This window comes from Streptomyces sp. NPDC041968 (genome assembly GCF_055589025.1).
In genome coordinates this window covers 59,977-84,186 of record NZ_JBVJCB010000007.1, presented here as the reverse complement: position 1 = coordinate 84,186, position 24,210 = coordinate 59,977, and the positions used below count along the sequence as shown (strand labels likewise).

The window sequence follows — 24,210 nt, the reverse complement described above, 5'->3', positions numbered from 1 at the left end:
GGGGATGAATGCCCGTACCGAGCCTGCACAAGCCGGGCCGGACGCGCCCGCGCGACCGCCGCTCGTCCGTGAGCTCCTGCTCGTGGCCGGGCTCTTCCTCGTGTACAAGCTCGGCCGGCAGCTGGTGGCCGGCCACACCCCGGAGGCCTTCCGCAACGCCCACCGCGTGTGGGACTGGGAACGCGCGCTCCGGCTGCCCGACGAAGGCACGGTGCAGTCCCTGCTCCTGCACGGCGACGCCCTGATCCACACGGCGAACACCTACTACGCCGTCGTCCACTTCCCGGCCACCGCGGCACTGCTGGTCTGGCTCTACCTGCGGCGGCCGGCCCACTACGTCTGGGCCCGGCGGGTGCTGGCCGCGGTGACCGGGGCCGCGCTGGCGCTGCACCTGCTCTTTCCGCTCGCCCCGCCGCGCATGCTGGGCGCCGGCGGCCTGATCGACACGGCCCGGGTGTTCGGTCCCTCGGTCTACGGTCCGCCGCACTCCGACCAGGTGTCGAACCAGTTCGCGGCGATGCCCTCGCTGCACTTCGGCTGGGCCCTGATGCTGGCGGTCGCCCTGATCGTCGCGACCCGGTCGCGCCTGCGGTGGCTGTGGCTGCTGCATCCGCTGGTGACGCTGCTGGTGATCGTGGGCACGGCCAACCACTACTGGCTCGATGTCGTCGTGGCCGCGGCCCTGCTCGGTCTCGCGCTGGCGGTGGTCCGTCCGCGCCACGGGAGCCGGCCGCGGTACGCCGCGGTGCGCCGCGGACCGGAGTACCGGCGCCGGGCGGCACAGCGACGCCGGCCCGAGCTGGTCGGGGCGGGCCGGTGAACGCCGCGCTGGTCGCCGTCCTGCTGTCCCTGGTCTCCGCGTGCGCCTACGCAGCCGCGGCCGTCGCCCAGGAACGGCTGGCCGCCCGCAGCGCGGGTACCGGCGCGCTCCGTCTGCTGGCGTCCGGTGCCTGGTGGTGGGCGGTCGCCCTCAACGCGTCGGCGGCGCTGCTGCACGTCGTGGCCCTGCGGTACGGCCCGCTCACGGTGGTCCAGCCACTCGGTGCGCTGACCCTGGTGGCGGCGGTGCCGCTGGGAGCACGGCTGGCGGGCCGGCGGGTGAGCGCGGTCGAGTGGCGGGGTACCGGACTGACCCTGCTCGGGCTGGGCGCGCTGCTGCTGACCGCGTCCGGACCCGCGCCCGACGACGTGCTGAGCGTGCCCGAGGCGGTGGCGGTCTCCGGCGTGACGGCCGCCCTGATCGGCATGCTCGCCTGGCCCGGCGCCCGGCCGGGGCTCCGGCACGCGACGGCGTCCGGCATCGCCTCCGGGGTCGCCTCGGCGCTCACCCAGACCGTCACGGTCGCCGCCACGGACGGTTCGGGTCCGCTGCTCGACGCCCGGGTGATCGGGGTGGCCGTGCTGGTGGCCGCCTTCGCGGTGGGCGGACTGCTGTTGTCGCAGACGGCTTATCGGGGCGGTCTGGGCGCTCCGCTGGCGGTGGTGACGCTGGCCAATCCGGTGGCCGCCGCGGTGATCGGGCTGTCGCTGCTCGGTGAACGGCTGCGGGGCGGCGCGGGCGGTGTGCTGCTCGCGCTGACCGGTGCGGCGCTGGCCGCCTGGGGTGTCGTGCAGCTCAGCCGGGCGACGCCCGGGCGGCCCGAACCCGCCGGTGCACCGGCCACCGCGCAGCCGGCGGCGGCGACGCCGACCGGGCGGCGGGCGCGGGGCTCGGCCGAGCCGTCGGGGCCGGCACAGACGGGACCGGCGGCCGGACCGGCACAGGCCGAACCGGCGCTGGTGCCCCGCCAGCCCGGGCCGGGGCACCTCACGCGGCTGTAGCCGCCGCCCGCCGACGACCGTCAGTCGGTGACGATCGCCGGGTCGCTCACCCCCGGCCGCCCGTTCTCGACATGGCCGGCGAAGCGCCGCAGGAAGGCGGGGTCGGCCTCGGAGGTGACCGTCACGTCGTACCAGCGGCGGCTGCGCGCGAGGTCGACGGTGTGGTGCACGGTCGCCCCGGCCCGCACGGTGACGGTCGCGGGCCGGCCGCCGTAGGCGTTCGCGACCCGCAGCCGGACCGTGCCGGTGCCGGTGTTGGTCACGGTCAGCCGGACGTCGTCACCGGTGTGCCGGGCGGTGACCTCGGGTCCGGAGATCTTGTTGCGGCCCCGGAAGGCGCGCAGGAAGCCGTTGGGGCCGTGCACCGTCAGGTCGTAGGAGCCGGCGGAGTACGCGGAGTTCCAGGTGTCCGCGATGCTCTTGCCGGCCTCCGTGGTGTAGGTCCAGGGGCCGTCGGTGCGGTTGCCGGAGGTGACGAGGAAGGCGGCACCGGCTCCGGCACCGGAGGCGAACGCCAGCGTGAACCTCCCGGCCGCCGCGTCCACGGTGCCGTCCACATGGGGGGCGTACCGCAGCGGGCGGGCGGGGCGCAGGCCGCGCTCCTGGCGGGGCATGTCCGGGTCCGCGGGCGGGGCGGGACGGTAGTCGGGGTGGCGCAAGCGGTCCGGCGGCTCGTAGGCGTCGGTGTCCGGCAGGCCGGCCGGGCGGCTGTCGTGCCGCGAGAAGTCGAAGGCGGAGGTCAGGTCGCCGCAGATGGCACGGCGCCACGGCGAGATGTTCGGCTCCCGGACGCCGAAGCGGCGCTCCATGAACCGGATGACCGAGGTGTGGTCGAAGGTCTCGGAACAGACGAAGCCGCCCTTCGACCACGGGGAGACGACCAGCATGGGCACGCGCGGGCCGAGCCCGTAGAAGCCCTCGCGGTGCTTCGCGCTGCCCTTGAAGACGTCCAGGGAGACGTCGACGGTGGACAGGCCCTGCGCGGCGGACTTCGGCGGCAGCGGCGGCACCAGGTGGTCGAAGAAGCCGTCGTTCTCGTCGTAGGTGATGAACAGCGCGGTCTTCGCCCACACCGCCGGGTTGGAGGTGAGCGCGTCCAGGACCTGGGAGATGTACCAGGCGCCGTAGTTCGAGGGCCAGTTGGAGTGCTCGGAGAACGCCTCCGGGGCGGCGATCCAGGAGACCTTCGGCAGCCGGCCGGCCTTGACGTCGGCGCGGAGCCGGTCGAAGTAGCCCTCGCCGCTCTTCGCGTCGGTGCCGGTGCGGGCCTTGTCGTACCAAGGGTCGCCGGGCTTCGCGTCGCGGTACTTGTTGAAGTACAGCAGGGAGTTGTCGCCGTAGTTCCCGCGGTAGGCGTCGTCGATCCAGCCCCAGGAGCCGGCCGCGTCCAGGCCGTCGCCGATGTCCTGGTAGATCTTCCAGGAGATCCCGGCCTCCTCCAGGCGCTCGGGGTACGTCGTCCAGTCGTAGCCGAGTTCGTCGTTGCCGAGGACCGGGCCGCCGCCCGTGCCGTCGTTGCCCGTGTGCCCCGACCACAGGTAGTAGCGGTTGGGGTCGGTGGAGCCGATGAAGGAGCAGTGGTAGGCGTCGCAGACGGTGAAGGTGTCGGCGAGGGCGTAGTGGAAGGGGATGTCCTCCCGGGTCAGGTACGCCATGGTCGTGGTGCCCTTGGCGGGCAGCCACCGGTCGTACTTGCCGTTGTGGTAGGCGTCCTGGCCGTCGGACCAGCCGTGCGGCAGCCCTTCCAGGAACTGCATGCCGAGGTCGTCGGCCTCCGGGTGGAACGGCAGCACCTCCTTGCCGTCCTTGGCCTGGTGCCAGACGGACCTGCCGTCGTCCAGCGTGACCGGGTGCGGGTCGCCGAAGCCGCGGACGCCCCTGAGCTTGCCGAAGTAGTGATCGAAGGAACGGTTCTCCTGCATCAGGACGACGATGTGCTCGACGTCCTCGATCGTCCCCGAGCGGTGGTTGGCCGGGAGCGCGGCGGCCCGCTCGATGCTGGCCGACAGCGCGCTGAACGCCGTCGTGGCGCCCGCGACTTGGAGGAATCGGCGCCGGTTGACTTCGGGCATGGGGTGTAGGGCCTCTCGCCTTGGGGGAAACAACCGGCGGGACGGCGCCGGGTGATGACGTAATGCGCGCGAATGGAGTGTTCCAGGAGCAGCAAACGTCAGGGAAGGGTGCGGTGGCGCCGGTGTGAAGGTCGTCGGTACGTGAGGTGTGGCGGCCCCGAGGGCCGGGGATGGTCGCGATCATGACAGGCATGCACCCGGAGGCACCCCCGGCCCGACGGCCCGTACCCCGGGGTGTGCCTCGCGCTGCTGAGCGTGCCACCGCCGCACGACCCTGCGCGACCCGGACGCCGTCCTGCCGCTCGTGAGCTGCGCGGGCATGATCCTGCCGCGCCTCGGCCTCGGGCCCCCCGGCGGCCGCCGGACGCAGCCCCGGCTGCCGTCCGATTCGAGCGGACGCGTACAACGGCCGCTGCGGCAGGCGCATTTCACGCCGAATTGGACGGCGACTGTTTCCGGCCTCCGCCGACTTGTTCGAGTTTTCGTTCCGGGACGCCGGCTCCGGGCGCCGCGTGGGTGCCGTGCCGCCGTCACCAGGGCACCGGACCGGGCGGACCCGGCGGCGGCGGCCGGCCGGCGGGACCCGGCGCACCCGGGCCGACCGCAAACCGGTGGGTTATCCGCCGTGTTCGTCGCGTACGGACGTCCCCGCGCCTGCCCTGGAGGGGCTCTGTGACGGCCAATTGACTGCGGTGGGGCTCGCACACGCGTGCGCCCTGTGTTCCGCCGGGTCGGATCAGGGCAGACGGCCCGTGGCGCGGGGGTGCCTGGCCGGCCGTCCGGACGAGGTGGCCGCTGACAAGGGTGGGGGAGATGGTCCGTACGGTTGTGGTGCACGACGAGGAACTGCTGCGGTCGGCACTGGTGCAACTGCTCAGATCCGACGACACGCTGGAGGTCACGTCCTTGTGTCCCGGCTCACGGGAGCCGGACGGTGAGGAGTTGCCCGCGGACGTGTGTGTCGTGGACGGCGAGTACCTGCACGCGCCGGGGGACGTACGCGGTCCGCGTCTGCGGGACGTTTTCGGGGACCGGTTCGTCGTGCTGACGACCGCCCGGCGGCCGGGGGTGCTGCGCCGGGCGTTCGACGGGGGCGCGCTGGGACTGGTCGACAAGAACGCCCCGGTGCACCGGCTGCTCACGGCGGTGCACACGGTCGCCAAGGGGGAACGGTTCCTGGACGAGACGCTCACCGTGGCGCTGTTGCAGGGCGCGGAGATGCCCCTGACGACCCGCGAGCTGAGCGTGCTCTCCCTGGCCTCGCAGGGGGCGCCGATCGCCGAGATAGCGGCGCGGCTGCACCTGTCCCGGGGAACGGTCCGCAACTACATGGCCACGGCGATCCGGAAGGTGGGGGCCCGCAACCGGGTGGACGCGATCCGGATCGTCCAGAGCGCGGGGTGGGCCTGACGGAGCCACCGCGGTGCCGTGGCCGCTCCCCGCACGGCGGTCACGGCTGTCCGGGCGGTCCCGCGTGCCAGTGACCCGTGAGGTCGCGGTAGAGGGGTGAACGGTCCAGCAGCTCGTCGTGCGTACCGCAGACGGCGTCCACACCGTCCAGGACGAGCACCCGGTCGGCCCGGACCGCCGACGACAGACGGTGCGCCACCACCAGCACGGTTCCCGGCCGCCGTGCCAGGGCCTCCTCCGCCCGCGCCTCGGACGCCGGGTCGAGGTGGCAGGTGGCCTCGTCGAGCAGGAGCAGGGGCGCGGGCGCCAGGTACGCGCGGGCCAGCGCCACGAGCTGCCGTTCCCCGTCGGTCAGTTCGGCGGGACGCACCGCCGCGTCGAGCCCGCCGAGGCGCTCGATCAGCGGTCGCAGGCCGAGCGCCCGGGCGGCAGCCTCGAGTTCGGCGCGGCACGCGTCCGGGCGCAGGTACGCGATGTTCTCCGCGACGGTGCCGGAGAAGACGTAGGCCTCCTGCGGGACGAGCACCCGCTCGGCGGCGAGTTCGTCGGTGGGCCGGCCGGTGACGGCGCGCCCGGCCACCCGTACCTCGCCGGCACTGGGCGCGAGCGTGCCCGCGATCAGACGGGTGAGCGTCGACTTGCCGATACCGCTCGGGCCCACGACGGCGAGGTGTTCGCCGGGGGCGACCCTCAGATCGAGGCGGTCGAGAACCGGCTCCGCCCGGACGCCGTAGGCCAGGGTGACGGAGCGCAGTTCCACCGCGGGGGCTTCGCTGATCGCGGGGGCCGCGAGGCCCGGGTGGGCCGTGCTGGTCGCGGCCGGGCCGCCGGGTGCCGGCCGAAGGCCGTTCCTGGGCGCCGGCAACGGCACCGGCACGGGGCCCGGGCCGAGGATCCGGTCCAGGACGACGAGCAGCCGGGCCCCCGCCGTCCCCAACGCGGTCATCAGCGTGTGCAGGGCGGGCAGCAGGGACTGCGCGAGATAGGTGAACGCGCCCAGCAGCGCACCCGCCGACACCCCGCGCCCGCGCAGCCACGGCACCGCCGCCAGCAGCGCCAGCACGGGCAGGTGACCCGCGACACCGAGCGCCGCCGTGCGCACCGCCGCCCAGCCCGCCAGGAGCCGGGCCGCCGCGGCGGCGTCCTCGACCAGTTCCCCGCCGCGTCGTTCCGCTTGCGGTGCGGTCCCGCAGGCCGTGAGGTCCCGCAGCGCCGACCGGGACCGCGCCGCGTGGTCGCCCAGCGCCTCGTCGGCCGCCAGGGCACGCCGCTGCGCCGCCGCCATGGGCCGCAGCGTCACCAGGAACAGCGCCAGACCGCCCGCCAGCGGCGGCAGCACGACCACGAGCAGGGCCGGGTGCAGGGACAGCAGGCCGAGCAGCGCTCCGGCCGCGGTGAAGACGAAGGAGCGCAGGGTCAGGACGAGTCCGGCGAAGCTGTCCCGGGCGATCTCGACCTGGTTCGTCAGCCGGGAGACGGCCGCGCGGTCCGTCCCGCCGGCTCCGCCCGCCGCCGCCCGGGCCAGGGAACGGTCCACCGCGTGGCGCACCAGGCCGTCGCGCAACGGCTCCGTCAACCCGGCGAGCTGCGCGAACACCCCCCGCACGACCGGGGCGCCGGACAGTACGGCGAGCAGGGCCACCCCGAGCCAGAGCAGCCCGCGGCGGGTGTCCCCGGCGAGGAACCCGTCGACGGCGTGGGCCACCCCGTAGCCGACCAGGAACGCCTGCCCCGACTCGGCCAGCGACCACAGCGTGAGCCGTACCAGGACCCCCTTGCGACGGCCGAGGAAGCGGCGGGCCGGCGGCGCGACCCGGCGCAGTGTCCCGTCCCCGTCGTCCCGGGGCCCACCACGCCCGTCGGCCTCCGGACCCACCGCACGCTCCGCACCCTCCGGGGCCTTGGTTCGCCGGTACCGGGCCGATGTCATGGCCGTACCTCCTCGGGCCGCGGGGCGGCGGGGGTCTCGCGGGGCGGTGCGGGATCGGTGCCGCCGGTTCGGAAGACCGCGCGGTAGCCGGGCAGCTCCCACAGCTCCCGGTGTGTGCCGGCGGCCCGCACGCACCCGTCCTCCAGCCAGAGCACCAGATCCGCGCGGGCCGCGACCGACTGGCGGTGCGCGACGACCAGCCGGGTGCCGGGCCGCACCGAGCGGCGCAGGGCGCGGTCGACCTCGTGCTCCGTGGCGGTGTCCAGGCTGGACGTGGCGTCGTCCATGACCAGCAGCCGTCCGGCGTGCGCGAACGCCCGCGCCAGTCCGAGACGTTGGCGCTCCCCGCCGGAGAGCGGCGCCGCCCCCAAGGGGGTGTCGTACCCGTGCGGGAGTCGGCGGACGAAGCCGTCGGCGCCCGCGGCCCGGGCCGCCCGCCGCACCTCCTCGGACGACGGACGCCGCGCCCCGGCAGCGATCACCTCGGCGACCGTGCCCTCCCCCAGCGCCGGGCGCTCGAAGGCGAAGGCGACCTCGGTGCGCAGCTCCTGGCGGGTCAGCCGGTCGAGACGGACGCCGTCCAGCAGCACCTGCCCCGCGTCGGGGTCGACGAGCCGCCCCGCCACGGCGGCCAGCACGGACTTCCCCGATCCGCTGCGCCCGACCACGGCGACCGTGGCACCGCCCGGCACCCGCACTCCGTCGGCACGCAGGACCTCCCTGCCGTCGCGCACCACGCGCACGCCCCTCAGTTCGAGTGCGCCCGGGCCGCCCGGGGGCAGGCACAGCGGCCCGTGGGCCAACGGGGCCGTCTCCTCCAGCTCCAGGGTCCGGCGCCGGGCCTCGCGACCGCGCACGACCGCGCCCAGCAGGGAAGCGGTCCCCCCGACGCCGGCGGCCAACTGCGCGTACCGGCAGGCGGCGAGCATGTCTCCCACGCTCAGGTCGCCGGACGCCAGGCGCAGCCCGCCGACGGCCGTCGCGGCCAGGGTAAGCAACGGGACCAGGACGCCGCTCCTGGCGAGGGCCCGTCCGTGCAGGGCCCACATGTGCCGTCCCTGATCGGCGAGTTCGGCGAGCGGCGCCAGCACCCGGGCGCGTTCCCGGGCGGTGGTCCCCGCGGCGACGATCGTCGCCGTTCCGTCCAGGGTCTCCAGGAGCCGCGACGCGATCCGGGCCTGGGTGCGCTGGTAGGCGGCGACCGACGCGCCGGTGTCCCGGGCGAAGGCCCGCAGCACCACCGCCAGGGCGGGCAGTCCGGCCAGCACGCAGACCGTCACCCACAGGTCGACGAAGGCCAGTGCCACGAGCGCGCCCAGTGGGGTGACGAACGAGGCCACCAGGGACGCCCGGGCCGCGGGGGCGCCTCCCGCGTCGGCGGCGTTCAGGGTCAGGCGGGTGCCGACGTCCCCGGGCGTCCAGGGGCGTGCGCGCTCGGGTGCGGCGCGCAGCAGCCCGGCGAGGGCGCCGCGGCGGACCGACGCCGTCCGAGCGGCGTTGCAGCGGCCGGTGAACAGCGAGGTCAGGCAGTCGAACAGCAGCTCGCCCACGAGCAGCGCGGCACTCAGGGCCATCCAGTGTCCGGCGTCGCCGTCGCGCAGCAGCAGGTCCAGTGTCCGGCCGAGGACGACGGGCTGCGCCACCGCCGCCACGGCCGCCGCGACCGAGCACGACAGCACCAGCGCTTCGAGCCCGCGCCCCCGTTCCGCGCGGCCGGCCGCGTCCTTCTCCGAGGGCGGCCGCCGCTCGCGGGGCCTCGTCTCCGCCACCGGCCCCAGCCCCTTCCGTCCGTTCCGTCGCGCCGGGACTCCGGTCGCCCCCCGGGTGGTGGGGTGTGCGGCCGAGCCGTCCGAGCGCATGCGTCGGCGCCCCGGGAGTCCCCGGGGCGCCGCTACCGGGCGACGTGGCTCACCACGCCACCGCGGCGGTCAGTTCCCGCGTCAGTTACAGGTGGTGATGCTCAGGCTGCTGTCGCCGCAGAGCAGCAGGCTCGCGCGGCTTCCGGTCTCGACGTCCCCCATGGCCTCTTCCTTGGGGGTCTCCATCGACTGCAGGTCAAACAGGTTCATGACATGTTCCCTTCGTACGGCAACGGGTGTGCTTCGGTCACGACCCCTGACGGGGCCGAGTCTGAGGGCCGCTGCCCTTCGGCAGCGGCGGCAGGAACGGCAGGGCGGCGGGCTCGTCGCCGCGTACGGAGGCGACGGCCAGCAGGCATCCGGCCGTGCCCGTGGCGAGGTCCATGGACAGGCGCATCATCTGCTCGCCGGGGAAGGCGAGCCGGTCACGGTAGGACATGGCGTGCCAGGCCAGGGCCTCGAGCTGGCGCCCGACGGCCGCCGGGCCGGTGCCGGGCACCGCGGCGGTGGTCCGGCCGAGGTACAGCACCATGCCGGCGACGCCCCGGTAGAGCCCGGGTTGGGCGTAGAACATGGCCTGCGCCGCCGCCACGATCTCGCCCCGCGCCCGGGCGAACTCCTCGTCGTCCCGGTGGGCCAGGTAGTCGTCGAGCACCATGCCGATGCCCACGCTGCCCGCGCCCAGGTAGGGCATGGTGCGCCAGCCCTCGTCCACCTGCAGCGCGCCGCCCGCCCCGCGGACGCAGCGGGCGAGGTCCTCGCGCAGCGCGTCACGGGCCAGGTCGAGGCAGGACGGGTCGCCGGTGCGTTCGAAGAGCCGTACGAAGAGCAGCGCGCGTCCCGCGGCGCCGTACAGCAGTCCCGCGCGGGGCCGGCCGGAGCCCTCGCTCCCGGCGCGGGTGCCGTCGGCGGTCAGCTCGGCGCAGCGCAGGGCCACCGCGTGCAGTGCGCTCTCCCCGGTGGTGGCGGCCAGCGAGTCGAGGGCCAGGCCCAGTCCGGCGGTGCCGCTGTGCAGGTCGGGACCCAGGTGGCCGAAGGGCTGGTCGAGGAGGAGTTCGACGAGGTCGAGGGCGCGGTCGCGGTGGCCGAGACGCTCCAGGGTCCAGGCGAGGCCCGCCAGGCCGTCGTGGAAGCCGTGCGGCATGCCCGAGGGCGGTTGCTTGGTCCGCTCCAGCAGCCACTGCTCGCCGTCCTCGTCCCGCCCCGCCCCGCTCTCGGCCAGGGCGTACAGCACTCCGGCCGCTCCGTGGCCGAAGGCCAGCCCGCCGCCCGCCGTGGCGAACTGCGCGATGTCGCCGGGGAAGAGCCGGTCCGTGCGGGACGGCGTCGCGGAGCCGCGGACGGCCTCGGCCATCGACTCCCGGCTGCGGGGCCAGTCGTTCGGCCGGACCGGCGCCACCGGACCGGCCGGCCGCCGCCGAGGGCGGGCGCCGTCGGCACCGGCCGTGATCTCGTCGACCGCCGCGTCCAGGAAGGTCCGGTCCACGGGGAACCGCTCCGCGATCACGTCCGCGAGGTGGGCCGCCTTGCGGCGGTCGAGCGCCAGCAGGCTGGTGAGCGGGAGGAACAGCGCGAGCCGCAGACACGCCAGCGCGTACCGGTCGACCGCGACGCCCCGCCGGTCGGCCGGCGCCACGAAGCCGGGGTTGGCGACGGTCTGCCGGCCGGGTTCGTCGACGTGGTGCGCGGCCTCGAAGTCCAGCAGCGAGACGCTGTCGTCCTCGCGGATCATGATGTTGAACAGGTGCAGGTCGTTGAAGACCACGCCCCGGGCGTGGACGTCGGCGACGGCGCGTTCCACCCGTGCGTGGACGTCGAGGGCCCAGGCGGTGTACTCGGCGAGTCTCCGCTCGTCCGGGTCGGCCTCGATGAGCGGGTGGCGACGGGCGAAGAAGGTGTTGAGCGGCTTGCCGTCGATGTGCTCCAGTACGAGGAAGTGGTGCTCCCCGACCGTGAGGTGGTCCAGCACCTCGGGCGTGCAGTCGAGCCCCGACAGCATGTCCAGCGCCCGGCGTTCGCGGTGCAGCCGGGCCACCGCGTCGGCGCCGTCGGCCGCGAGACCGGCGTGCGGGCGGGCCTCCTTGAGGACGACCTGCTCGCCGGTGCGGGTGTCCCGGGCGAGGTAGACGCCGCCGCCGTTGGAGAAGTGCAGCGCCGACTCGATGGCGTAGGGCAGGCCGGTCACGGTCACCGCGGCACGGGCGTCGAGGTGCGGGCGCAGGAAGGCGGGCGGGCGCACCCAGTCGGGTATGCGGAAGGCCGGTCCGCGCAGGTCGGGCACGAGCACACCGTCGGGGCCGGAGACGGCCGGCCGCAGCTCGCCGTTCGCGTCGTAGCAGTTGCGGCGGGTGAAGCCGCCGTACCGGACGTGCACGGGGCCCTCGCCGATCCGCAGGTCGCTCAGGATGTGCGGTCCGGGTTCGCCGGCCAGCAGGCCGGACAGCTCGTCCACGAGCCGCTCGAAGTCCGCCTCGTTGGCCGGGTACACGGTGATGAACTTGCCGCTGCCGGCCCGGTCGGCGTACTTGGCGTTGCGCTGGTGCAGCAGGTAGCGGCTGGGCACGAACTTGAAGGCCGTGCCGCGCTCGACGCAGTGCAGCCACACGCGGTCCAGCACGCTCTCGGCGTTGTCGAGACAGGCCGCGACGTGGATCTTCCAGCCCTGGTCGGGCAGGGTGGCGTCGACCGGACGCAGGGCGAGCCAGTCGCCGCTCTCGTTGCGCTGCCATCCCTCCGGCACGGGCCGGGAGGCCGCGGCGTACCGGGAGCGCCCGGCACCGGTCCGCGGGGACGTGCGGTGGGGAGCGTCGTAGAAGTACGGGTCCGCGTCGCAGTACACGGCGTAGCCCTGGTTCACGTCTACTCCCTCCCATCGGTCGCTGACGGAGATGACGGTGTCACGCCGCCCACCGCCCCGCACAGTTGCCGCTGTCACCTCTCCGACGTGCGGAACGCACGGGTAACTTCGCGGGCGCGCCGCCCGGAGGGAGGGTGACGGGCCGTCGGAGCGCCGGTCCCGGCCCGTCCGGGCAGCGGCGTCCCGGCCCGTCCAGGCACCGCTGTCCGCCCGTCCCGGCCACGGTGTCCCGGCCCGGACTCCGCACCGGGGCCGTGTCCCCCGCTCGGCCCGTCCGTGCGGCGCCGCCGCTCAGGCCGGATGTGCCGCCGACTGGTCGGGGCGGGCCGCCCACAGGCCCCGCACGTGTCCCAGGTGCCGTGTCGTCGCCGCGCGCACGGCCTCCTCGTCGCGGGCGAGCAACGCGTCGAGGATCTCCAGGTGTTCCTCGGCCGAGGCCTGGAGCCGCCCCTGCTCGGCCAGGGCCGTCAGCCCGTACAGCCGGGAGCGCCGGCGCAGGTCCCGGACGACGTCCACCAGATGGGCGTTGCCCGCCAGGCCCAGCAGCCCGAGGTGGAAGCGCAGGTCGGCGTCGACGTACGCGATGAGGTCGCCGGCCACGGCGGAGGCGACGGTCTCCTCGGCGACCGGGCGCAGTGCCTCCAGGGCCGCGGGGTCGGCGGTGCCCGCGAGTGCGGCCGTGGTGGGGATCTCGATGAGTGACCGGAGGTGCGTGTACTCGTCGAGCTGCCGGTCGGAGACGGCGGTGACCCGGAACCCCTTGTTGGGCACGGTGTCGACCAGCCCCTCCTTGGCGAGGTCGAGCATCGCCTCGCGCACGGGGGTGGCGGAGACGCCGAAGCGGGCGGCGAGCCGGGGCGCCGAGTGGACCTCGCCGGGGCGCAGTTCGCCCGCGATGAGGGCGGCACGCAGCGCCTCGGCGACCCGCTCGCGGTGACTGGTCTTCCTGCCTCCGAGGACGGGCAGCGCGGGACCGGCGTTCACAGCACGAACCCGGCGGGGAAGGGGTCGTCGGGGTCCAGGAGGTACTGGGCGGTGCCGGTGATCCAGGCCCGGCCGGTGAAGCTGGGCAGCACGGCGGGCCGGCCCCCGACCTCGGTGGTGCCGAGCAGCCGTCCGGTGAACCGGGTGCCGATGAAGGACTCGTTCACGAACTCGGTGTGCAGCGGAAGTTGCCCCCGGGCGTGGAGCTGGGCCATGCGGGCGCTGGTGCCGGTGCCGCAGGGCGAGCGGTCGAACCAGCCGGGGTGGATCACCATGGCGTGCCGGGAGTGGCGGGCGGTGGCGTCGGACGCGGTCACCTGCACGTGGTGGCAGCCACGGATGGACGGGTCCTCGGGATGGACCGGTGCCTCCGCCTCGTCGACGGCCGCCATCAGGGCGAGCCCGGCGGTGAGGATGTCGTCCTTGCGGGACCGCTCGAAGGGCAGCCCGAGCCGCTCCAGGGGCAGGATCGCGTAGAAGTTGCCGCCGTAGGCGAGGTCGTACCGCACGGTCCGGCCGTCGGGCAGGGTGACCTCGCGGTCGAGGCCGACGACGAAGGACGGGACGTTGCGCAGGGTCACCGCCCGGGCCGCGCCGCCCTCCACGGCCACCTCGGCGACGACGACCCCGGCGGGGGTGTCGAGGCGGATGGTGGTGACGGGTTCGACGACCTCGACCATGCCGGTCTCGACGAGGACGGTCGCCACACCGATGGTGCCGTGGCCGCACATGGGCAGGTAACCGGAGACCTCGATGTAGACGACGCCCCAGTCGCAGTCGGGCCGGGTGGGCGGCTGGAGGACGGCGCCGCTCATGGCGGCGTGGCCGCGCGGCTCGTTCATCAGCAGCCGCTTGACGTCGTCGCGGTGTTCGCGGAAGTACAGCCGCCGCTCGTTCATGGTCGCGCCGGGGAGGGTGCCGACGCCGCCGGTGACCACCCGGGTGGGCATGCCCTCGGTGTGCGAGTCGACGGCGTGCAGGACGAGTCTGCTGCGCATACGGGGCTCCCTACGCGAGTCCGGCCGCGAGGGCCTTCTCGGTGGCGGCGCGGACGGCGGCCTCCTGGTCGGGCAGCAGCGGGACGCGCGGTGGGCGGCAGGGGCCACCGGGCCGCCCGGCGAGGTCCATGGAGCACTTGATGGCCTGGACGAACTCGACCTTCGAGTCCCAGCGCAGCAGCGGGTGCAGCAGCCGGTACAGCCGCTCGGCGGTGGCCAGGTCACCGGCGACGGCGGCGCGGTACAGCTCGACGCAGGCGGCGGGCAGCGCGTTGGGGTACCCGGCGATCCAGCCCTTGGCGCCCGCGACCGCCAGCTCCAGCAGGACGTCGTCGGCGCCTGCCAGCAGGTCGAGTTCCGGGGCCAGTTCCGCGATGCGGTAGGCGCGGCGGACGTCTCCGGAGAACTCCTTCACGGCCCGGATGTGGCCCTCGCCGTGCAGCCGGGCGAGCAGTTCCGGCACCAGGTCCACCTTGGTGTCGACGGGGTTGTTGTAGGCGACGACCGGCAGTCCCGCCCGCGCCACCTCCGCGTAGTGGGCGAGGACGGAACGCTCGTCGGCACGATAGGCGTTGGGCGGCAGCAGCATCACCGCGGCGCAGCCCGCCTCGCGTGCCTGCTCGGCCCAGCGGCGGGCCTCGGCGGAGCCGTAGGCCGCGACGCCGGGCACGACCCGTGCCCCGCCGACCGCGGCGACGGCGGTCTCCACGACCCGGGCGCGCTCCTCGGGGGTGAGTACCTGGTACTCACCGAGGGAGCCGTTGGGGACGACGCCGTCGCAGCCGTTCGCCACCAGCCAGGCGCAGTGCTGGGCATAGGCGTCGTGGTCGACGGAGAGGTCCTCGCGCAGCGGCAGCGCGGTGGCGACGAGGACGCCGCGCCAGGGACGGTGGTCGGTCATGAGGGTCCTCTCTCGGTTTCACTGCGTCTCTTCGGGTTCCTGCGACTCTTCGGGTTCCTCGGGCCGCGCCCGGGCGAGCACGCCGAGGGGCACCGGGCGGGCGAACGGCCGCCGCGCCGGGCCGGGTTCGCAGCCGGTGAGACCGGCGACCGCGGGGGCGCACATCCGGCCCTGGCACCAGCCCATCCCGGCGCGGGTCAGCAGCTTGACGGTGCGGACGTCGCCCGCGCCGAGCCCCTCGACGGCCTCCCTCACGGCGCCGGCGGTCACCTCCTCGCAGCGGCAGACCACGGTGTCGTCGGTGATCTGTCCGGTCCACCCGGCGGGCGGGGGGAAGGCGGCGGCGAGGGCGGCGGCGGCCGTCCGCAGGGTCTCGCGCGCCCTCGCGGCCCGCGCCGCTGCGGCCGGGTCGGGTTCGAGGCCCCGCAGCCGGGCCGCGATCGAGCGGCCGGCGAGGTGCCCCTCGGCCAGGGCCAGGGCGGCGCCGCCGATGCCGGTGGCCTCCCCGGCCGCCCAGACGCCGGGGACGCTCGTGCGCTGCTCGGCGTCGACGGCCACCGCCGGACCGTCCAGGCGGCAGCCGAGGCCGTCGGCGAGGTCGGTGTGCGGGAGCATGCCGTGGCCGACGGCCAGGGTGTCGCAGGCGAGGTGGCGTCCGGTGCCGCGCCGGACCCGTCCGCCGGCGTCGAGGGCGGCGACGGTCACGCCGGTCAGGCGGTCCTCGCCGTGGGCGCGGACGACGGCGTGCCGGGTGAGCGGGCGGACGCGGTGGCGCAGCAGCCGGGCGGCGTGGCCCGCGCCCTCGGGGAGTTTGCCGGCCAGGGCGCGGGCGTGGCCGGCGATCCGCTTCGGGTCGGCCGCCTCGACGAGGGCCGCCACCCGCACACCGGCCGCCGCGAGCCCGGTCGCCACCGGAAGCAGCAGTGGTCCGGTGCCGGCCACGACGGCGGTCCTCCCGGGCACCACCAGCCCGCCCTTGAGCATGGCCTGGGCGCCCCCGGCGGTGACGACGCCGGGCAGGGTCCAGCCGGGGAAGGGCAGGACGTGCTCGTAGCCGCCGGTGGCGAGCAGCACCGCGTCCGCGTGCACGTCGGACGGCTCGTCCTGCCCGGGGCCGAGCAGGGCACGCACCGTGAAAGCGCCGGACCGCTCCTCGACGAACCACACGTGGTGTTCCGTCAGGACGCGGACGCCGCTGTCGGCGAGCCCGTCCCGCAGCCTCGCCCAGGTGCGCCACTGGTGGTGCAGGGCCTGCGGGCGCCGGGCGCCCAGCTCGACGGCGGGCTGCCGGAAGTACTGCCCGCCGGGCCGGTCCCCGGCGTCGAGGACCGTCACCCGCAGCCCTCCGGCCGCCGCCGCGAGGGCCGCCGCGAGCCCGGCCGGACCCGCTCCGACCACCGCCAGCTCAGTCCTCATGCCCGGTCCCGGCCTGGGTGCGGATGCTGTCGCCGGGACGCACGGGAACCAGACAGGCGCGCTGGTTGGGGCGGTCGTTGACGGTGACCAGGCAGTCGAAGCACACACCGATCCCGCAGAACACCCCGCGCGGGCCACCCGAGCCGCGGGTGGTGCGCCAGGAGGTGATGCCGGCCGCCCAGAGCGCGGCGGCGACGGTCCGGCCGGGCAGCGCCTGGACCGGCCGGCCGTCGACGATGACGGTGAGGGCGGGCGCGGGCCGCGCCCGGACCAGCCGGAGGGGATTCACGGGGCCTCCTCGGAGAAGCGGTCGGGGCGGAACGCGTCGAGGTCGAGGACCGCCCGTTCACCGCTCAGCAGTTGGGCGATCAGGTGCCCGGTGCCGGTGGACAGCCCGATGCCCGCTCCCTCGTGCCCGCAGGCGTGGAGGAGGCCGGGTGCCCTCGGGTCGGGGCCGATCGCCGGGAGGTGGTCGGGCAGGTACGGCCGGAAGCCGGCGTAGGTCCGCACGGCCCGCACCTCCGCGAGGAAGGGGAACAGCCGCGTCGCCCCCGCGGCCAGCGCCCGGAGCGCCGGCACGGACACCGACCGGTCGAAGCCGACCCGTTCGCGGCTGGCGCCGATGAGGACCGGCCCCGCTGCCGTTCCCTCCACGACCGGGGAGGTCCGCAGGTCGGCCGAGTCGCTGGCGACGTCGTGGACGTAGTCGGCGGCGTACACCTTGTGCCGCACGCGGGGCGGTAGCGGTTCGGTGACGAGGACGTGGCCGCGCCTGGGCAGGACCGGCAGCCGGACACCGGCCAGGGCGGCCACCTCGCCGGCCCAGGGTCCGGCCGCGTTGACGACCGCCGGTGCGTGCAGGTCGCCGCGGTCGGTACGTACTCCGCGCACGGCGCCGTCGGGCCCGCGCCGGATGCCGGTCACCGTCCGGCCGGTGCGCAGCCGGGCCCCGGAGGCCCGCAGCAGGTGGGCGGCGGCCAGGGCGGGCATCACCTGGGCGTCCTCGGGGTAGTGCACGGCGCCCGCGAGACCAAGGGCCAGGCGGGGTTCCAGGTCGTGGATCCGGTCCGCCGCGACGGCCGCCGCCACCACCCCGGCCGCCCGCTGCCCGGCGGCGAAGGTCTCCAGGCCGGCGAGCGCTTCGGGGGTCTCGGCGACGACCACACCGCCCTTGGCCTCGTACTCGACGGCGGGGCCCAGCTCCCCGGACAGTTCGGTCCACAGGCGGGCGGACAGCAGGGCGAGGGCCAGCTCGGGCCCCGGTGCCTTGTCGGAGACGAGGAGGTTGCCCTCCCCCGCTCCGGTGGTGCCGCCGGCCACCGGGCCGCGGTCCACGACGATCACGTCGAGCCCCGATCGGGCGGCGTACCACGCACAGGCCGCGCCCACCATTCCGGCCCCGACTACCACGACATCGCAGGTCAGCGACTCGATCACGGCAGTACTATGTCACACATCACACTGACTGGGAACAGGGCCGCGACCCTCCCACGGGGGTCACTCGGTGTCACTCGGAGGCGGGGACCACCCTCAGCCGGGCGGTGCCGCGACGGGGCCGCGCGGGCCGGGGCGGCGTACGGCGCGGCTCGCGCAGGACCAGCGTCAGGCGGGTGTAGCCCAGTTCCTCCAGCACCCTCGGGGTCTCCACCACGACCCGGCACTCGGTGGCGCCCCAGCGCGGGTCGGGGTGGTGCAACGGCCGGACCGCGCCGTCGTGTTCGACGGCCTCGGCGCCGACGGCGCGCATCCAGTGGGGCAGGCCCTGGCGGTAGGCGGCCTCCATGATCGGGTCCTGGGCGATGTCGCGGCGGACGGCCTGCAGCCCGGGGTCGTGGCCGTACCGCTCCAGGGTGGCGGCGAAGTGCGCGAGCATGGGCAGGCACCAGCTCGACTCGTGTTCCCCGAGGACCCCGGACGCGTCCGGGTGGAAGAGGACGAACCGGAGGAAGTTGTCGCCCGGCATGGCCGTCGGGTGCGGTCCGGCCCCGCGGAAGAGTGTCCGGAAGGCGCTGTTGGTCAGGACCACGTCCCAGCGGTGGTCGACGACGAGGGACGGGAAGGCGACGGCCTCCAGGAGCGCGGTGTAGTCCTGGAGATACGCCTGGGCGTCGGGGGTCGCGGGAGCGGGCCGCGGCGCCGGCCGCTGCCCTCCTGCCTGAAATGCCATCGGGAGGTCACCCCTCTTGCCTATGCGGCCTTCTCGCGGCGTCCCGATCCTGGTGCCCCGGTGCGAGGCGTGTCAACTATCGTGGCATTTCGTGCCTGTTGACGGCTGAAATAGGCCACAGTTGTGGCGAGACCTGGATGTGAGTTCGAGCGGCAGGCTACTCTCCGGGAGTTCACGGCAACCGCTTGTGCAAAGCCTGTGAGGCCTGTGAGAGACGTAGGAGAGCTGTCGGTGACGGGTGGCTTCGAGGGTCCGGGTGCCATGCCGACGGCGGCGCTGTCCGCCGTCGTCGCCCGCGTCGCCGACCTCGCGGACCGGCTCGGCGTACCGCACGCCGAGGTCTTCGACGTCGGCCGGCTGTCCGCCGCCTCCGGCGTCCCCGAGTCCGTGGCGGGCGCGCTGCTCGGCGGACGCCCGGCCGGCGAACCCGACGTGCAGGCCCGGTTCGTGCAGCGCCTGGACCTGCTGCGCCGTACCCGGCTGAAGCCGAACGGCCGCAAGTACACCCAGCAGGAGATCGCCGACGGCGCCGGCATGTCCCGGCAGCAGGCGGGCGCCCTCATCAACGGTGACCGGCGGCCCACCATGGAGCACTGCGACGCCATCCAGCGCTTCTTCCGGGTGCACGCCGGGTTCCTCACCGCCGAGGACCCCGAGGCGCTCGCGAGCGCCCTGCAGCGCACCGAGCAGGAGCTGTTGCAGCAGCTCGCCGACCGGGAGCGGCAGGCGGCCGCGGTCGACGACGACCCCCTGGAGCGGCTGCTGCAGGACCACGGCGTGCGCGGGATCGCCTGGCGGGCCGCGCAACTCCCCACCGACAAGCACCGCGACAAGGTCGCCGAGTGGCTGGACATGCTCCTGGAGAGCGTCAAGCGACCGGAGTCCTGAGCGGGATTGTCAGTGGTGGGCGGCAAGCTGGACGTGTGCCACCGCCGTGCGGGGGCGCGTGACCGCTGACGTCGTTGTGGGGAGAGCCGACCGATGACCACCGCCGTACTGACCGACCACGAGCGCACGGCCGTTCAGGCCTACCTGCGGCTCCTGCACACCGTGCGGGCCGGCTTCGACACCGCGGCGGGCCCGGCGGACGCCCCGCGCCCACCCGTCGTCCCGCCCTCCGTGCTGGCCGAGGCGGAACGGGCGCTGGAGGCCGCCGGACTGACGGGGAACGAGGAGGCGTTCTTCCGGCTCCTGCGCGACTGGTGCCCACGACCGTGAGCCGGGGCCCGGGGCCGGGGGGCGGGGTTCAGGCGTGCGGGACCGTGACCGCCGTGGCGACCAGGCCGTGCCGTGCGGTCCAGCGGCCGTCGAAGTGGCCGAGGCGCCGTCCGCCCACGAGGGGGCCGGGCACCAGGAGAGCGGCGCGCAGGGTGCCGCGGCGCGGATCCACCGGGTCCACGGAGATCTCGATGTCGGCCTCCATGAAGTCCAGCCACTGCCCGGTCAGGGGGAACCACGCCTTGTAGACCGACTCCTTGGCGCTGAAGAGGAGCCGGTCCCAGTGGACGCCGGGCCGCTCCCGGGCCAGCCGGCGCAGCCGCTCCGCCTCGACGGGCAGGGACACACCGGGCAGGACGCCGTCCGGCAGCGGCCCGTCGGGCTCGGCGTCGATACCGACGGAGGCCAGGTCGGTGGCGCGGACCAGGGCGGCGGCGCAGTAGCCGTCGCAATGGGTCATGCTGCCGACCAGCCCGGACGGCCACTGCGGCGCACCGCGTTCGCCGTGGAGCACGGGCTGGGCCGGCACGCCGAGCTTCTCCATGGCCCGGCGTGCGCAGGACCGCACCGCGGTGAACTCCCGGCGGCGTTTGTCGACCGCCCGGGCCACGAGAGCCGCCTCCTCCGGGTAGAGGGGCAGGTGCCCGGCGTCGTCCCGCCCGTGGGTCTCCACGGTGACCACGGTGGCGGGCAGCAGGTCCTCGATCACCGGGCGGTCCCCTCTCGCGGCGGCGACGGCAGGATGCGGCGCAGCTGTCCGGGCTGCCCGGTCCGCTTGCGCCACTCGCGGGGGTAGCCCACCGACACCTCCTCGAAGCGGACGCCCTCGTGCCAGGTGGTCCGCGGGATGTGCAGGTGTCCGTAGACCATGGTGTCGACCCGGAACCTGCGGTGCCAGTCGGCGGTCAGGCGGGTGCCGCACCACATGGCGAACTCCGGGTACCACAGGACGTCGGTGGGGTGGCGGTCCAGCGGGTAGTGGTTGACGAGGATCGTCGGCAGCCCGCCCGGGAGCGCGGCGAGCCTGCGCTCGGTCTCCGCGACCCGCGCCCGGCACCAGGCCTCGCGGCTCGGGTACGGGTCGGGGTGGAGCAGGTACTCGTCGTTGCACACGACGCCGGTGCCGTGGGCGTACGCCAGCCCCTCGTCCTTGGTCGCGCATCCGGTGGGCAGGAACGAGTAGTCGTAGAGCAGGAACAGCGGCGCGACGACCGCCGGACCGCCTGCGCCCTCCCACACCGGGTACGGGTCCTCGGGCGTCGTCACGCCCAGCTCGCGGCACATCTCGACGAGGTGCTCGTAGCGGGCGACGCCACGCAGGGTGACGGAGTCCTTGGGGTGCGTCCAGAGTTCGTGGTTCCCGGGGGTCCAGATCACCCGGCGGAAGCGGTCCGCGAGGGTGCCGAGGGCCCAGCGGACGTCGGCCACGGTCTCCGCCACGTCGCCGGCCACCAGGAGCCAGTCGTCGTCGGATTCCGGGCGCATCTTCTCGACCAGTGCGCGGTTCTCCTCGTAGCCGATGTGCAGGTCGCTGATGGCCCACAGCTGCCCCGGACCATCGTCCGTCGCCGTCATCCCCACCCCTTCCGGACGCGCGTTCGAGGTCACGAGATCACATCCCGGACCCGCTCACAAGGGCGGCTCGCCCCATCGGACCAGCGGGTGCGCCCGCCCCCCCAGGAGCGCGGACGCATGCGTGTGACGCGCTTTGCGCTCCCGGGCACGGGACCCCCTATGATCGCCCCGACACCACCGCCACGATTCTCCCTCCGCGCAGGGCGGCTTGGTGTCCCTCCATCCCCCTTGGCCGGGCACGGCCGGCTTCGCCCTGCCCGCGACCCGCGAAAGGCGGCCTGCATGGTTTCTCCCGTACGCGTCTGGCTCAACCGCACGTACGCGGAGAACGTCTTCTTCATGGATCAGCTGCGGAGAAATCCCGCCGACCGGGCCGTCGAGATCCACGCCACGCACGGCGACCCGGACTCCCCCGTCCTTGCCGCCGCCGACACGGCCGAGCTGGAGCCCGAGGGCCTGTCCCCGGCCGGATACGTCGAGTACGCCCTGGACCAGTGCGCGCGCCGGGGCATCCACGTGTTCGTGCCCCGGCTGCACCAGGCGGCGCTCGTGGCCCACCGTGCCGAGTTCGAGGCGGCCGGTACGGCGTTGCTGGCGCCGCCCCCGGAGGCGGTGGCCGTCTTCCAGGACAAGGTGGTCGCCTACGAGGCCGTACGGGCGGTCGGCGTGCCGGTCCCACCCTGGTGGCGGGTCCGCACGGCCGACGAACTCATCGCCGTGGTCGAGGAGTTGGAGGGGCAAGGACACCGGGCGTGTTTCAAACCGGCGTCCGGCGCGGGCGGCGTGGGTTTCCGGATGGTCACGCGCGCCCCGTTCTCCCTCGCCCACCTGAACGGCTTCCCGAGCCCGGAGGTGCCGCTGCCGCTGGTCGTCGAGGCGCTGCGGGCTGCCGAGGAGCCGGTGGACTGGCTGGTGATGCCGCGGCTGGAGCAGCCGGAGGTCTCCGTGGACTGCCTCACCGGGCCCGACGACCGGGTGCGGCTGGCCGTGGGCCGCACCAAGAACGGCCGCCGCCGGGGGTTCACGCTCCACGAACGGTGGCTGGGACCGGCCCGGCTGATCGCCGAGACGTTCGGGCTGCACCACCTGTCCAACGTGCAGTTCCGGATGTTCGGCGACCGGCCCGTCCTGATGGACGTCAACACCCGCCCGGCCGGCGGGCTGCACCAGCTGGCGCTGTGCGGCGTCAACGCGCCCTGGGCGGCGGTCCGGCTGGCCCTCGGCGACGATCCGGGCGAACTGACCCCGCCGTTCCTGGGGCAGGACTACGCGGTGGTGTCCGGGCCGCGCTCGCTGCGCCCGGTGCCCCTCCCCCACCAGCGCACGGAACCGCCCGGCGGACCGGCCCCGACCACCGGGGCGGTATCCGCGTCGCTGTCGCCGGCCCCGTCCCCGTCCGCGAGCGCATCGGCTCAGGCTTCGGCTCCATCTCCTGCTTCGGCTATGGCGTCAGCCCCTGCTCCGGCTCCATCCCCTGCTCCGGCCTCGGCTCCTGCGTCCGCCAGTCGCCCGTCGGCCGTGGCGCCGGCCGCCGGCCCGGTGGGCGCTCCGGCACCGGACCACCCGGCCGCAGGCGCCCCCGCGTAGGCGAGCCGCGCGGCGGGCGCACCGGGCCGCCCCCGTGGGACGGACGGGGCACGTCCGTCGCGCGGGGCCGCTCCTACCCGAGGTACGCCAGACCGGGATGGACCGCCGTGTAGCCGTCGACGAGGCGGTGGGCGACGTCGACCGAGTCGACCAGGGGATGCAGGGCGAAGGCACGTACCGCCGCCGTGCGGGAACCGGTCTCGGCCGCCGTCATGACCTCGCGCTCGACCGCCTTGACCGAGCAGACCAGCCCGGTGGCGTGAGCGGGCAGCGGGTCGACGGCCACCGGGTGCGCGCCGTTGGCGTCGACCAGGCACGGGACCTCGATCACGGCGTCGGCGTCGAGCACCGACAGGGTGCCGCGATTGCGGACGTTGAGGATGAGGGTGGTGCGCTCGTCGCGGGCCACGGCCCGCATCAGCGCCAGCGCCACCTTCTCGTAGCCGCCGGACAGGTCGTCCGCCTCGCGCTCGCCCGCACCCGCCGTCTCCCGGTTCTCGGCCATGTAGGTGGCCTCGCGTTCGGCGCGGGTGCGGTCCCAGGTGGCGAGCGCCGGGGCGTCGGCCCGGCGCATCTCCTCGTAGAAGGCGGCCTGCTGGTCGCGCAGGAAGGCGCCCCGGGTGCGGTCGGCCTCCCGGTAGGCGCGGACGGTCTCCCGGTTGAAGTAGTAGTAGTGCAGGTACTCGTTGGGGATCGCGCCGAGGGAGCGCAGCCACTCGGCGCCGAAGAGCCGGCCCTCCTCGAACGATCCGAGCAGTGCCGGGTCGGCGAGCAGCCGCGGGAGTTCGTCGCGGCCGGCGACGCGCAGACCGCGCACCCAGCCGAGGTGGTTGAGGCCGACGTAGTCGACGTAGGCCCGCCGCGGGTCGGCGCCCAGCACGCGGGCGACGCGGCGGCCGAGACCGACCGGCGAGTCGCAGATGCCGATGACGCGGTCGCCGAGGTGACGGGCCATGGCCTCGGTGACCAGACCGGCCGGGTTGGTGAAGTTGATGACCCAGGCGTCCGGCGCCAGCCGGGCCACCCGGCGCGCGATGTCCACGGCGACGGGAACGGTCCGCAGCCCGTAGGCGATGCCGCCCGCGCCGACCGTCTCCTGCCCGAGCACGCCCTCGGCGAGCGCCACCCGTTCGTCCTCGGCGCGGCCTTCGAGGCCGCCGACACGGATCGCCGAGAACACGAAGTCGGCGCCGCGCAGCGCCTCGTCCAGATCGGTCGTGGCGGTCACCTCGGGCGCGTCGGCCACCCCGGCCGCCTGTTCGGCCAGCACCCTGGTGACCGCCGACAGGCGTGCCGCGTCGAGGTCGTGCAGCACGACGTGCGTCACGCGTCCCTCGGCACGGTCCCCGAGCAGGGCGCCGTACACGAGCGGCACCCGGAAACCGCCGCCGCCCAGAATCGTCAGCCTCACGCCC

21 protein-coding genes are annotated in these 24,210 nt (G+C 75.0%); 6 read left to right on the top strand and 15 right to left on the bottom strand.

The features are described 5' to 3' along the window. The first annotated feature begins 4 nt into the window (after positions 1-4). Together ACZ6EG_RS18380 and ACZ6EG_RS18375 are read left to right on the top strand one after the other, a co-directional pair. Positions 5-820 carry a phosphatase PAP2 family protein gene (locus tag ACZ6EG_RS18380; protein ID WP_469605701.1) on the top strand — a complete coding sequence of 272 codons (816 nt, stop codon included), beginning with the start codon at positions 5-7 and terminating at the stop codon, positions 818-820. After that, a complete protein-coding gene (locus tag ACZ6EG_RS18375) occupies positions 817-1,821 on the top strand; it encodes a DMT family protein (protein ID WP_469605698.1) in 1,005 nt (334 codons plus the stop codon). The genes ACZ6EG_RS18380 and ACZ6EG_RS18375 overlap by 4 nt, the downstream gene beginning before the upstream one ends. Positions 1,822-1,841: 20 nt before the next feature. Here ACZ6EG_RS18375 and ACZ6EG_RS18370 read toward each other — a convergent pair whose 3' ends face one another. Next, on the bottom strand, positions 1,842-3,893 hold the full coding sequence (locus ACZ6EG_RS18370) for a phosphocholine-specific phospholipase C (RefSeq protein ID WP_469605695.1): 2,052 nt from the start codon (positions 3,891-3,893) through the stop codon (positions 1,842-1,844). A gap of 813 nt (positions 3,894-4,706) precedes the next feature. Here ACZ6EG_RS18370 and ACZ6EG_RS18365 point away from each other — a divergent pair. Next, positions 4,707-5,303, top strand: coding sequence for a LuxR C-terminal-related transcriptional regulator (locus ACZ6EG_RS18365; protein WP_391972422.1), 597 nt, complete (start codon positions 4,707-4,709; stop codon positions 5,301-5,303). Positions 5,304-5,343: 40 nt separating this feature from the next. Here ACZ6EG_RS18365 and ACZ6EG_RS18360 read toward each other — a convergent pair whose 3' ends face one another. The 11 genes from ACZ6EG_RS18360 to ACZ6EG_RS18310 form a co-directional block, all read right to left on the bottom strand. Next, positions 5,344-7,233: an ATP-binding cassette domain-containing protein gene (locus ACZ6EG_RS18360; protein ID WP_469605692.1), complete on the bottom strand. Its 1,890-nt coding sequence runs from the start codon at positions 7,231-7,233 to the stop codon at positions 5,344-5,346. After that, the gene (locus tag ACZ6EG_RS18355) at positions 7,230-9,002 is read right to left on the bottom strand and encodes an ABC transporter ATP-binding protein (RefSeq protein WP_469605689.1); all 1,773 of its coding nucleotides are present in this window, start codon (positions 9,000-9,002) and stop codon (positions 7,230-7,232) included. The genes ACZ6EG_RS18360 and ACZ6EG_RS18355 overlap by 4 nt, the downstream gene beginning before the upstream one ends. Before the next feature lie 171 nt (positions 9,003-9,173). Then, on the bottom strand, positions 9,174-9,302 hold the full coding sequence (ramS, locus tag ACZ6EG_RS18350) for a mycelium formation morphogenetic lantipeptide SapB (protein WP_003972313.1): 129 nt from the start codon (positions 9,300-9,302) through the stop codon (positions 9,174-9,176). A 37-nt stretch (positions 9,303-9,339) separates the two neighbouring features. Then, on the bottom strand, positions 9,340-11,949 hold the full coding sequence (gene lanKC, locus ACZ6EG_RS18345) for a class III lanthionine synthetase LanKC (RefSeq protein WP_469605686.1): 2,610 nt from the start codon (positions 11,947-11,949) through the stop codon (positions 9,340-9,342). 291 nt (positions 11,950-12,240) lie between these two features. After that, positions 12,241-12,933: a GntR family transcriptional regulator gene (locus tag ACZ6EG_RS18340; RefSeq protein ID WP_391972426.1), complete on the bottom strand. Its 693-nt coding sequence runs from the start codon at positions 12,931-12,933 to the stop codon at positions 12,241-12,243. Then, entirely contained in the window at positions 12,930-13,931 is a 1,002-nt protein-coding gene (locus ACZ6EG_RS18335) for a proline racemase family protein (protein ID WP_469605681.1), read from the bottom strand. Before ACZ6EG_RS18335 ends, ACZ6EG_RS18340 begins: the two co-directional genes overlap by 4 nt. 10 nt (positions 13,932-13,941) lie before the next feature. Continuing rightward, on the bottom strand, positions 13,942-14,832 hold the full coding sequence (locus tag ACZ6EG_RS18330) for a dihydrodipicolinate synthase family protein (protein ID WP_391972428.1): 891 nt from the start codon (positions 14,830-14,832) through the stop codon (positions 13,942-13,944). An 18-nt stretch (positions 14,833-14,850) separates the two neighbouring features. Beyond that, positions 14,851-16,248, bottom strand: coding sequence for an FAD/NAD(P)-dependent oxidoreductase (locus ACZ6EG_RS18325; RefSeq protein ID WP_469605677.1), 1,398 nt, complete (start codon positions 16,246-16,248; stop codon positions 14,851-14,853). Beyond that, the gene (locus ACZ6EG_RS18320; RefSeq protein ID WP_469605674.1) at positions 16,238-16,537 is read right to left on the bottom strand and encodes a (2Fe-2S)-binding protein; all 300 of its coding nucleotides are present in this window, start codon (positions 16,535-16,537) and stop codon (positions 16,238-16,240) included. Before ACZ6EG_RS18320 ends, ACZ6EG_RS18325 begins: the two co-directional genes overlap by 11 nt. Further along, positions 16,534-17,685, bottom strand: coding sequence for an NAD(P)/FAD-dependent oxidoreductase (locus ACZ6EG_RS18315; RefSeq protein ID WP_469605671.1), 1,152 nt, complete (start codon positions 17,683-17,685; stop codon positions 16,534-16,536). The genes ACZ6EG_RS18320 and ACZ6EG_RS18315 overlap by 4 nt, the downstream gene beginning before the upstream one ends. A gap of 70 nt (positions 17,686-17,755) precedes the next feature. After that, positions 17,756-18,415, bottom strand: a complete 660-nt coding sequence (locus tag ACZ6EG_RS18310; protein WP_391972431.1) for an MmyB family transcriptional regulator — start codon at positions 18,413-18,415, stop codon at positions 17,756-17,758. 231 nt (positions 18,416-18,646) lie between these two features. Here ACZ6EG_RS18310 and ACZ6EG_RS18305 point away from each other — a divergent pair, with 231 nt between their 5' ends. Next, positions 18,647-19,303, top strand: a complete 657-nt coding sequence (locus ACZ6EG_RS18305) for a helix-turn-helix domain-containing protein (protein WP_391972481.1) — start codon at positions 18,647-18,649, stop codon at positions 19,301-19,303. A gap of 93 nt (positions 19,304-19,396) precedes the next feature. Continuing rightward, a complete protein-coding gene (locus ACZ6EG_RS18300) occupies positions 19,397-19,633 on the top strand; it encodes a hypothetical protein (RefSeq protein ID WP_356610894.1) in 237 nt (78 codons plus the stop codon). Positions 19,634-19,661: 28 nt separating this feature from the next. On the opposite strand, the gene ACZ6EG_RS18295 is transcribed toward ACZ6EG_RS18300, so the two are convergent. Continuing rightward, positions 19,662-20,342: a 4'-phosphopantetheinyl transferase family protein gene (locus ACZ6EG_RS18295; RefSeq protein ID WP_469605666.1), complete on the bottom strand. Its 681-nt coding sequence runs from the start codon at positions 20,340-20,342 to the stop codon at positions 19,662-19,664. Continuing rightward, positions 20,339-21,208, bottom strand: a complete 870-nt coding sequence (locus ACZ6EG_RS18290) for a metallophosphoesterase family protein (protein ID WP_391972433.1) — start codon at positions 21,206-21,208, stop codon at positions 20,339-20,341. The genes ACZ6EG_RS18295 and ACZ6EG_RS18290 overlap by 4 nt, the downstream gene beginning before the upstream one ends. 282 nt (positions 21,209-21,490) lie before the next feature. Between ACZ6EG_RS18290 and ACZ6EG_RS18285 the strand changes: the two genes are divergently transcribed. After that, a complete protein-coding gene (locus tag ACZ6EG_RS18285) occupies positions 21,491-22,795 on the top strand; it encodes an ATP-grasp domain-containing protein (protein ID WP_469605663.1) in 1,305 nt (434 codons plus the stop codon). Between the two features lie 73 nt (positions 22,796-22,868). Here the strand turns inward: ACZ6EG_RS18285 and ACZ6EG_RS18280 are convergent, their stop codons facing one another. Then, entirely contained in the window at positions 22,869-24,206 is a 1,338-nt protein-coding gene (locus ACZ6EG_RS18280) for a 6-phospho-beta-glucosidase (RefSeq protein WP_469605661.1), read from the bottom strand. Between the last annotated feature and the right edge of the window lie 4 nt (positions 24,207-24,210).

Excerpts from the sequence above, each read along its gene's own strand:
- ACZ6EG_RS18380 (WP_469605701.1), top strand. The coding sequence starts at position 5 with ATGAATGCCCGTACCGAGCCTGCACAAGCCGGGCCGGACGCGCCCGCG.
- ACZ6EG_RS18370 (WP_469605695.1), bottom strand. The coding sequence starts at position 3,893 with ATGCCCGAAGTCAACCGGCGCCGATTCCTCCAAGTCGCGGGCGCCACG.
- ACZ6EG_RS18365 (WP_391972422.1), top strand. The coding sequence starts at position 4,707 with ATGGTCCGTACGGTTGTGGTGCACGACGAGGAACTGCTGCGGTCGGCA.
- ACZ6EG_RS18360 (WP_469605692.1), bottom strand. The coding sequence starts at position 7,233 with ATGACATCGGCCCGGTACCGGCGAACCAAGGCCCCGGAGGGTGCGGAG.
- ramS (WP_003972313.1), bottom strand. The coding sequence starts at position 9,302 with ATGAACCTGTTTGACCTGCAGTCGATGGAGACCCCCAAGGAAGAGGCC.
- ACZ6EG_RS18335 (WP_469605681.1), bottom strand. The coding sequence starts at position 13,931 with ATGCGCAGCAGACTCGTCCTGCACGCCGTCGACTCGCACACCGAGGGC.
- ACZ6EG_RS18330 (WP_391972428.1), bottom strand. The coding sequence starts at position 14,832 with ATGACCGACCACCGTCCCTGGCGCGGCGTCCTCGTCGCCACCGCGCTG.
- ACZ6EG_RS18325 (WP_469605677.1), bottom strand. The coding sequence starts at position 16,248 with ATGAGGACTGAGCTGGCGGTGGTCGGAGCGGGTCCGGCCGGGCTCGCG.
- ACZ6EG_RS18310 (WP_391972431.1), bottom strand. The coding sequence starts at position 18,415 with ATGGCATTTCAGGCAGGAGGGCAGCGGCCGGCGCCGCGGCCCGCTCCC.
- ACZ6EG_RS18300 (WP_356610894.1), top strand. The coding sequence starts at position 19,397 with ATGACCACCGCCGTACTGACCGACCACGAGCGCACGGCCGTTCAGGCC.
- ACZ6EG_RS18290 (WP_391972433.1), bottom strand. The coding sequence starts at position 21,208 with ATGACGGCGACGGACGATGGTCCGGGGCAGCTGTGGGCCATCAGCGAC.
- ACZ6EG_RS18285 (WP_469605663.1), top strand. The coding sequence starts at position 21,491 with ATGGTTTCTCCCGTACGCGTCTGGCTCAACCGCACGTACGCGGAGAAC.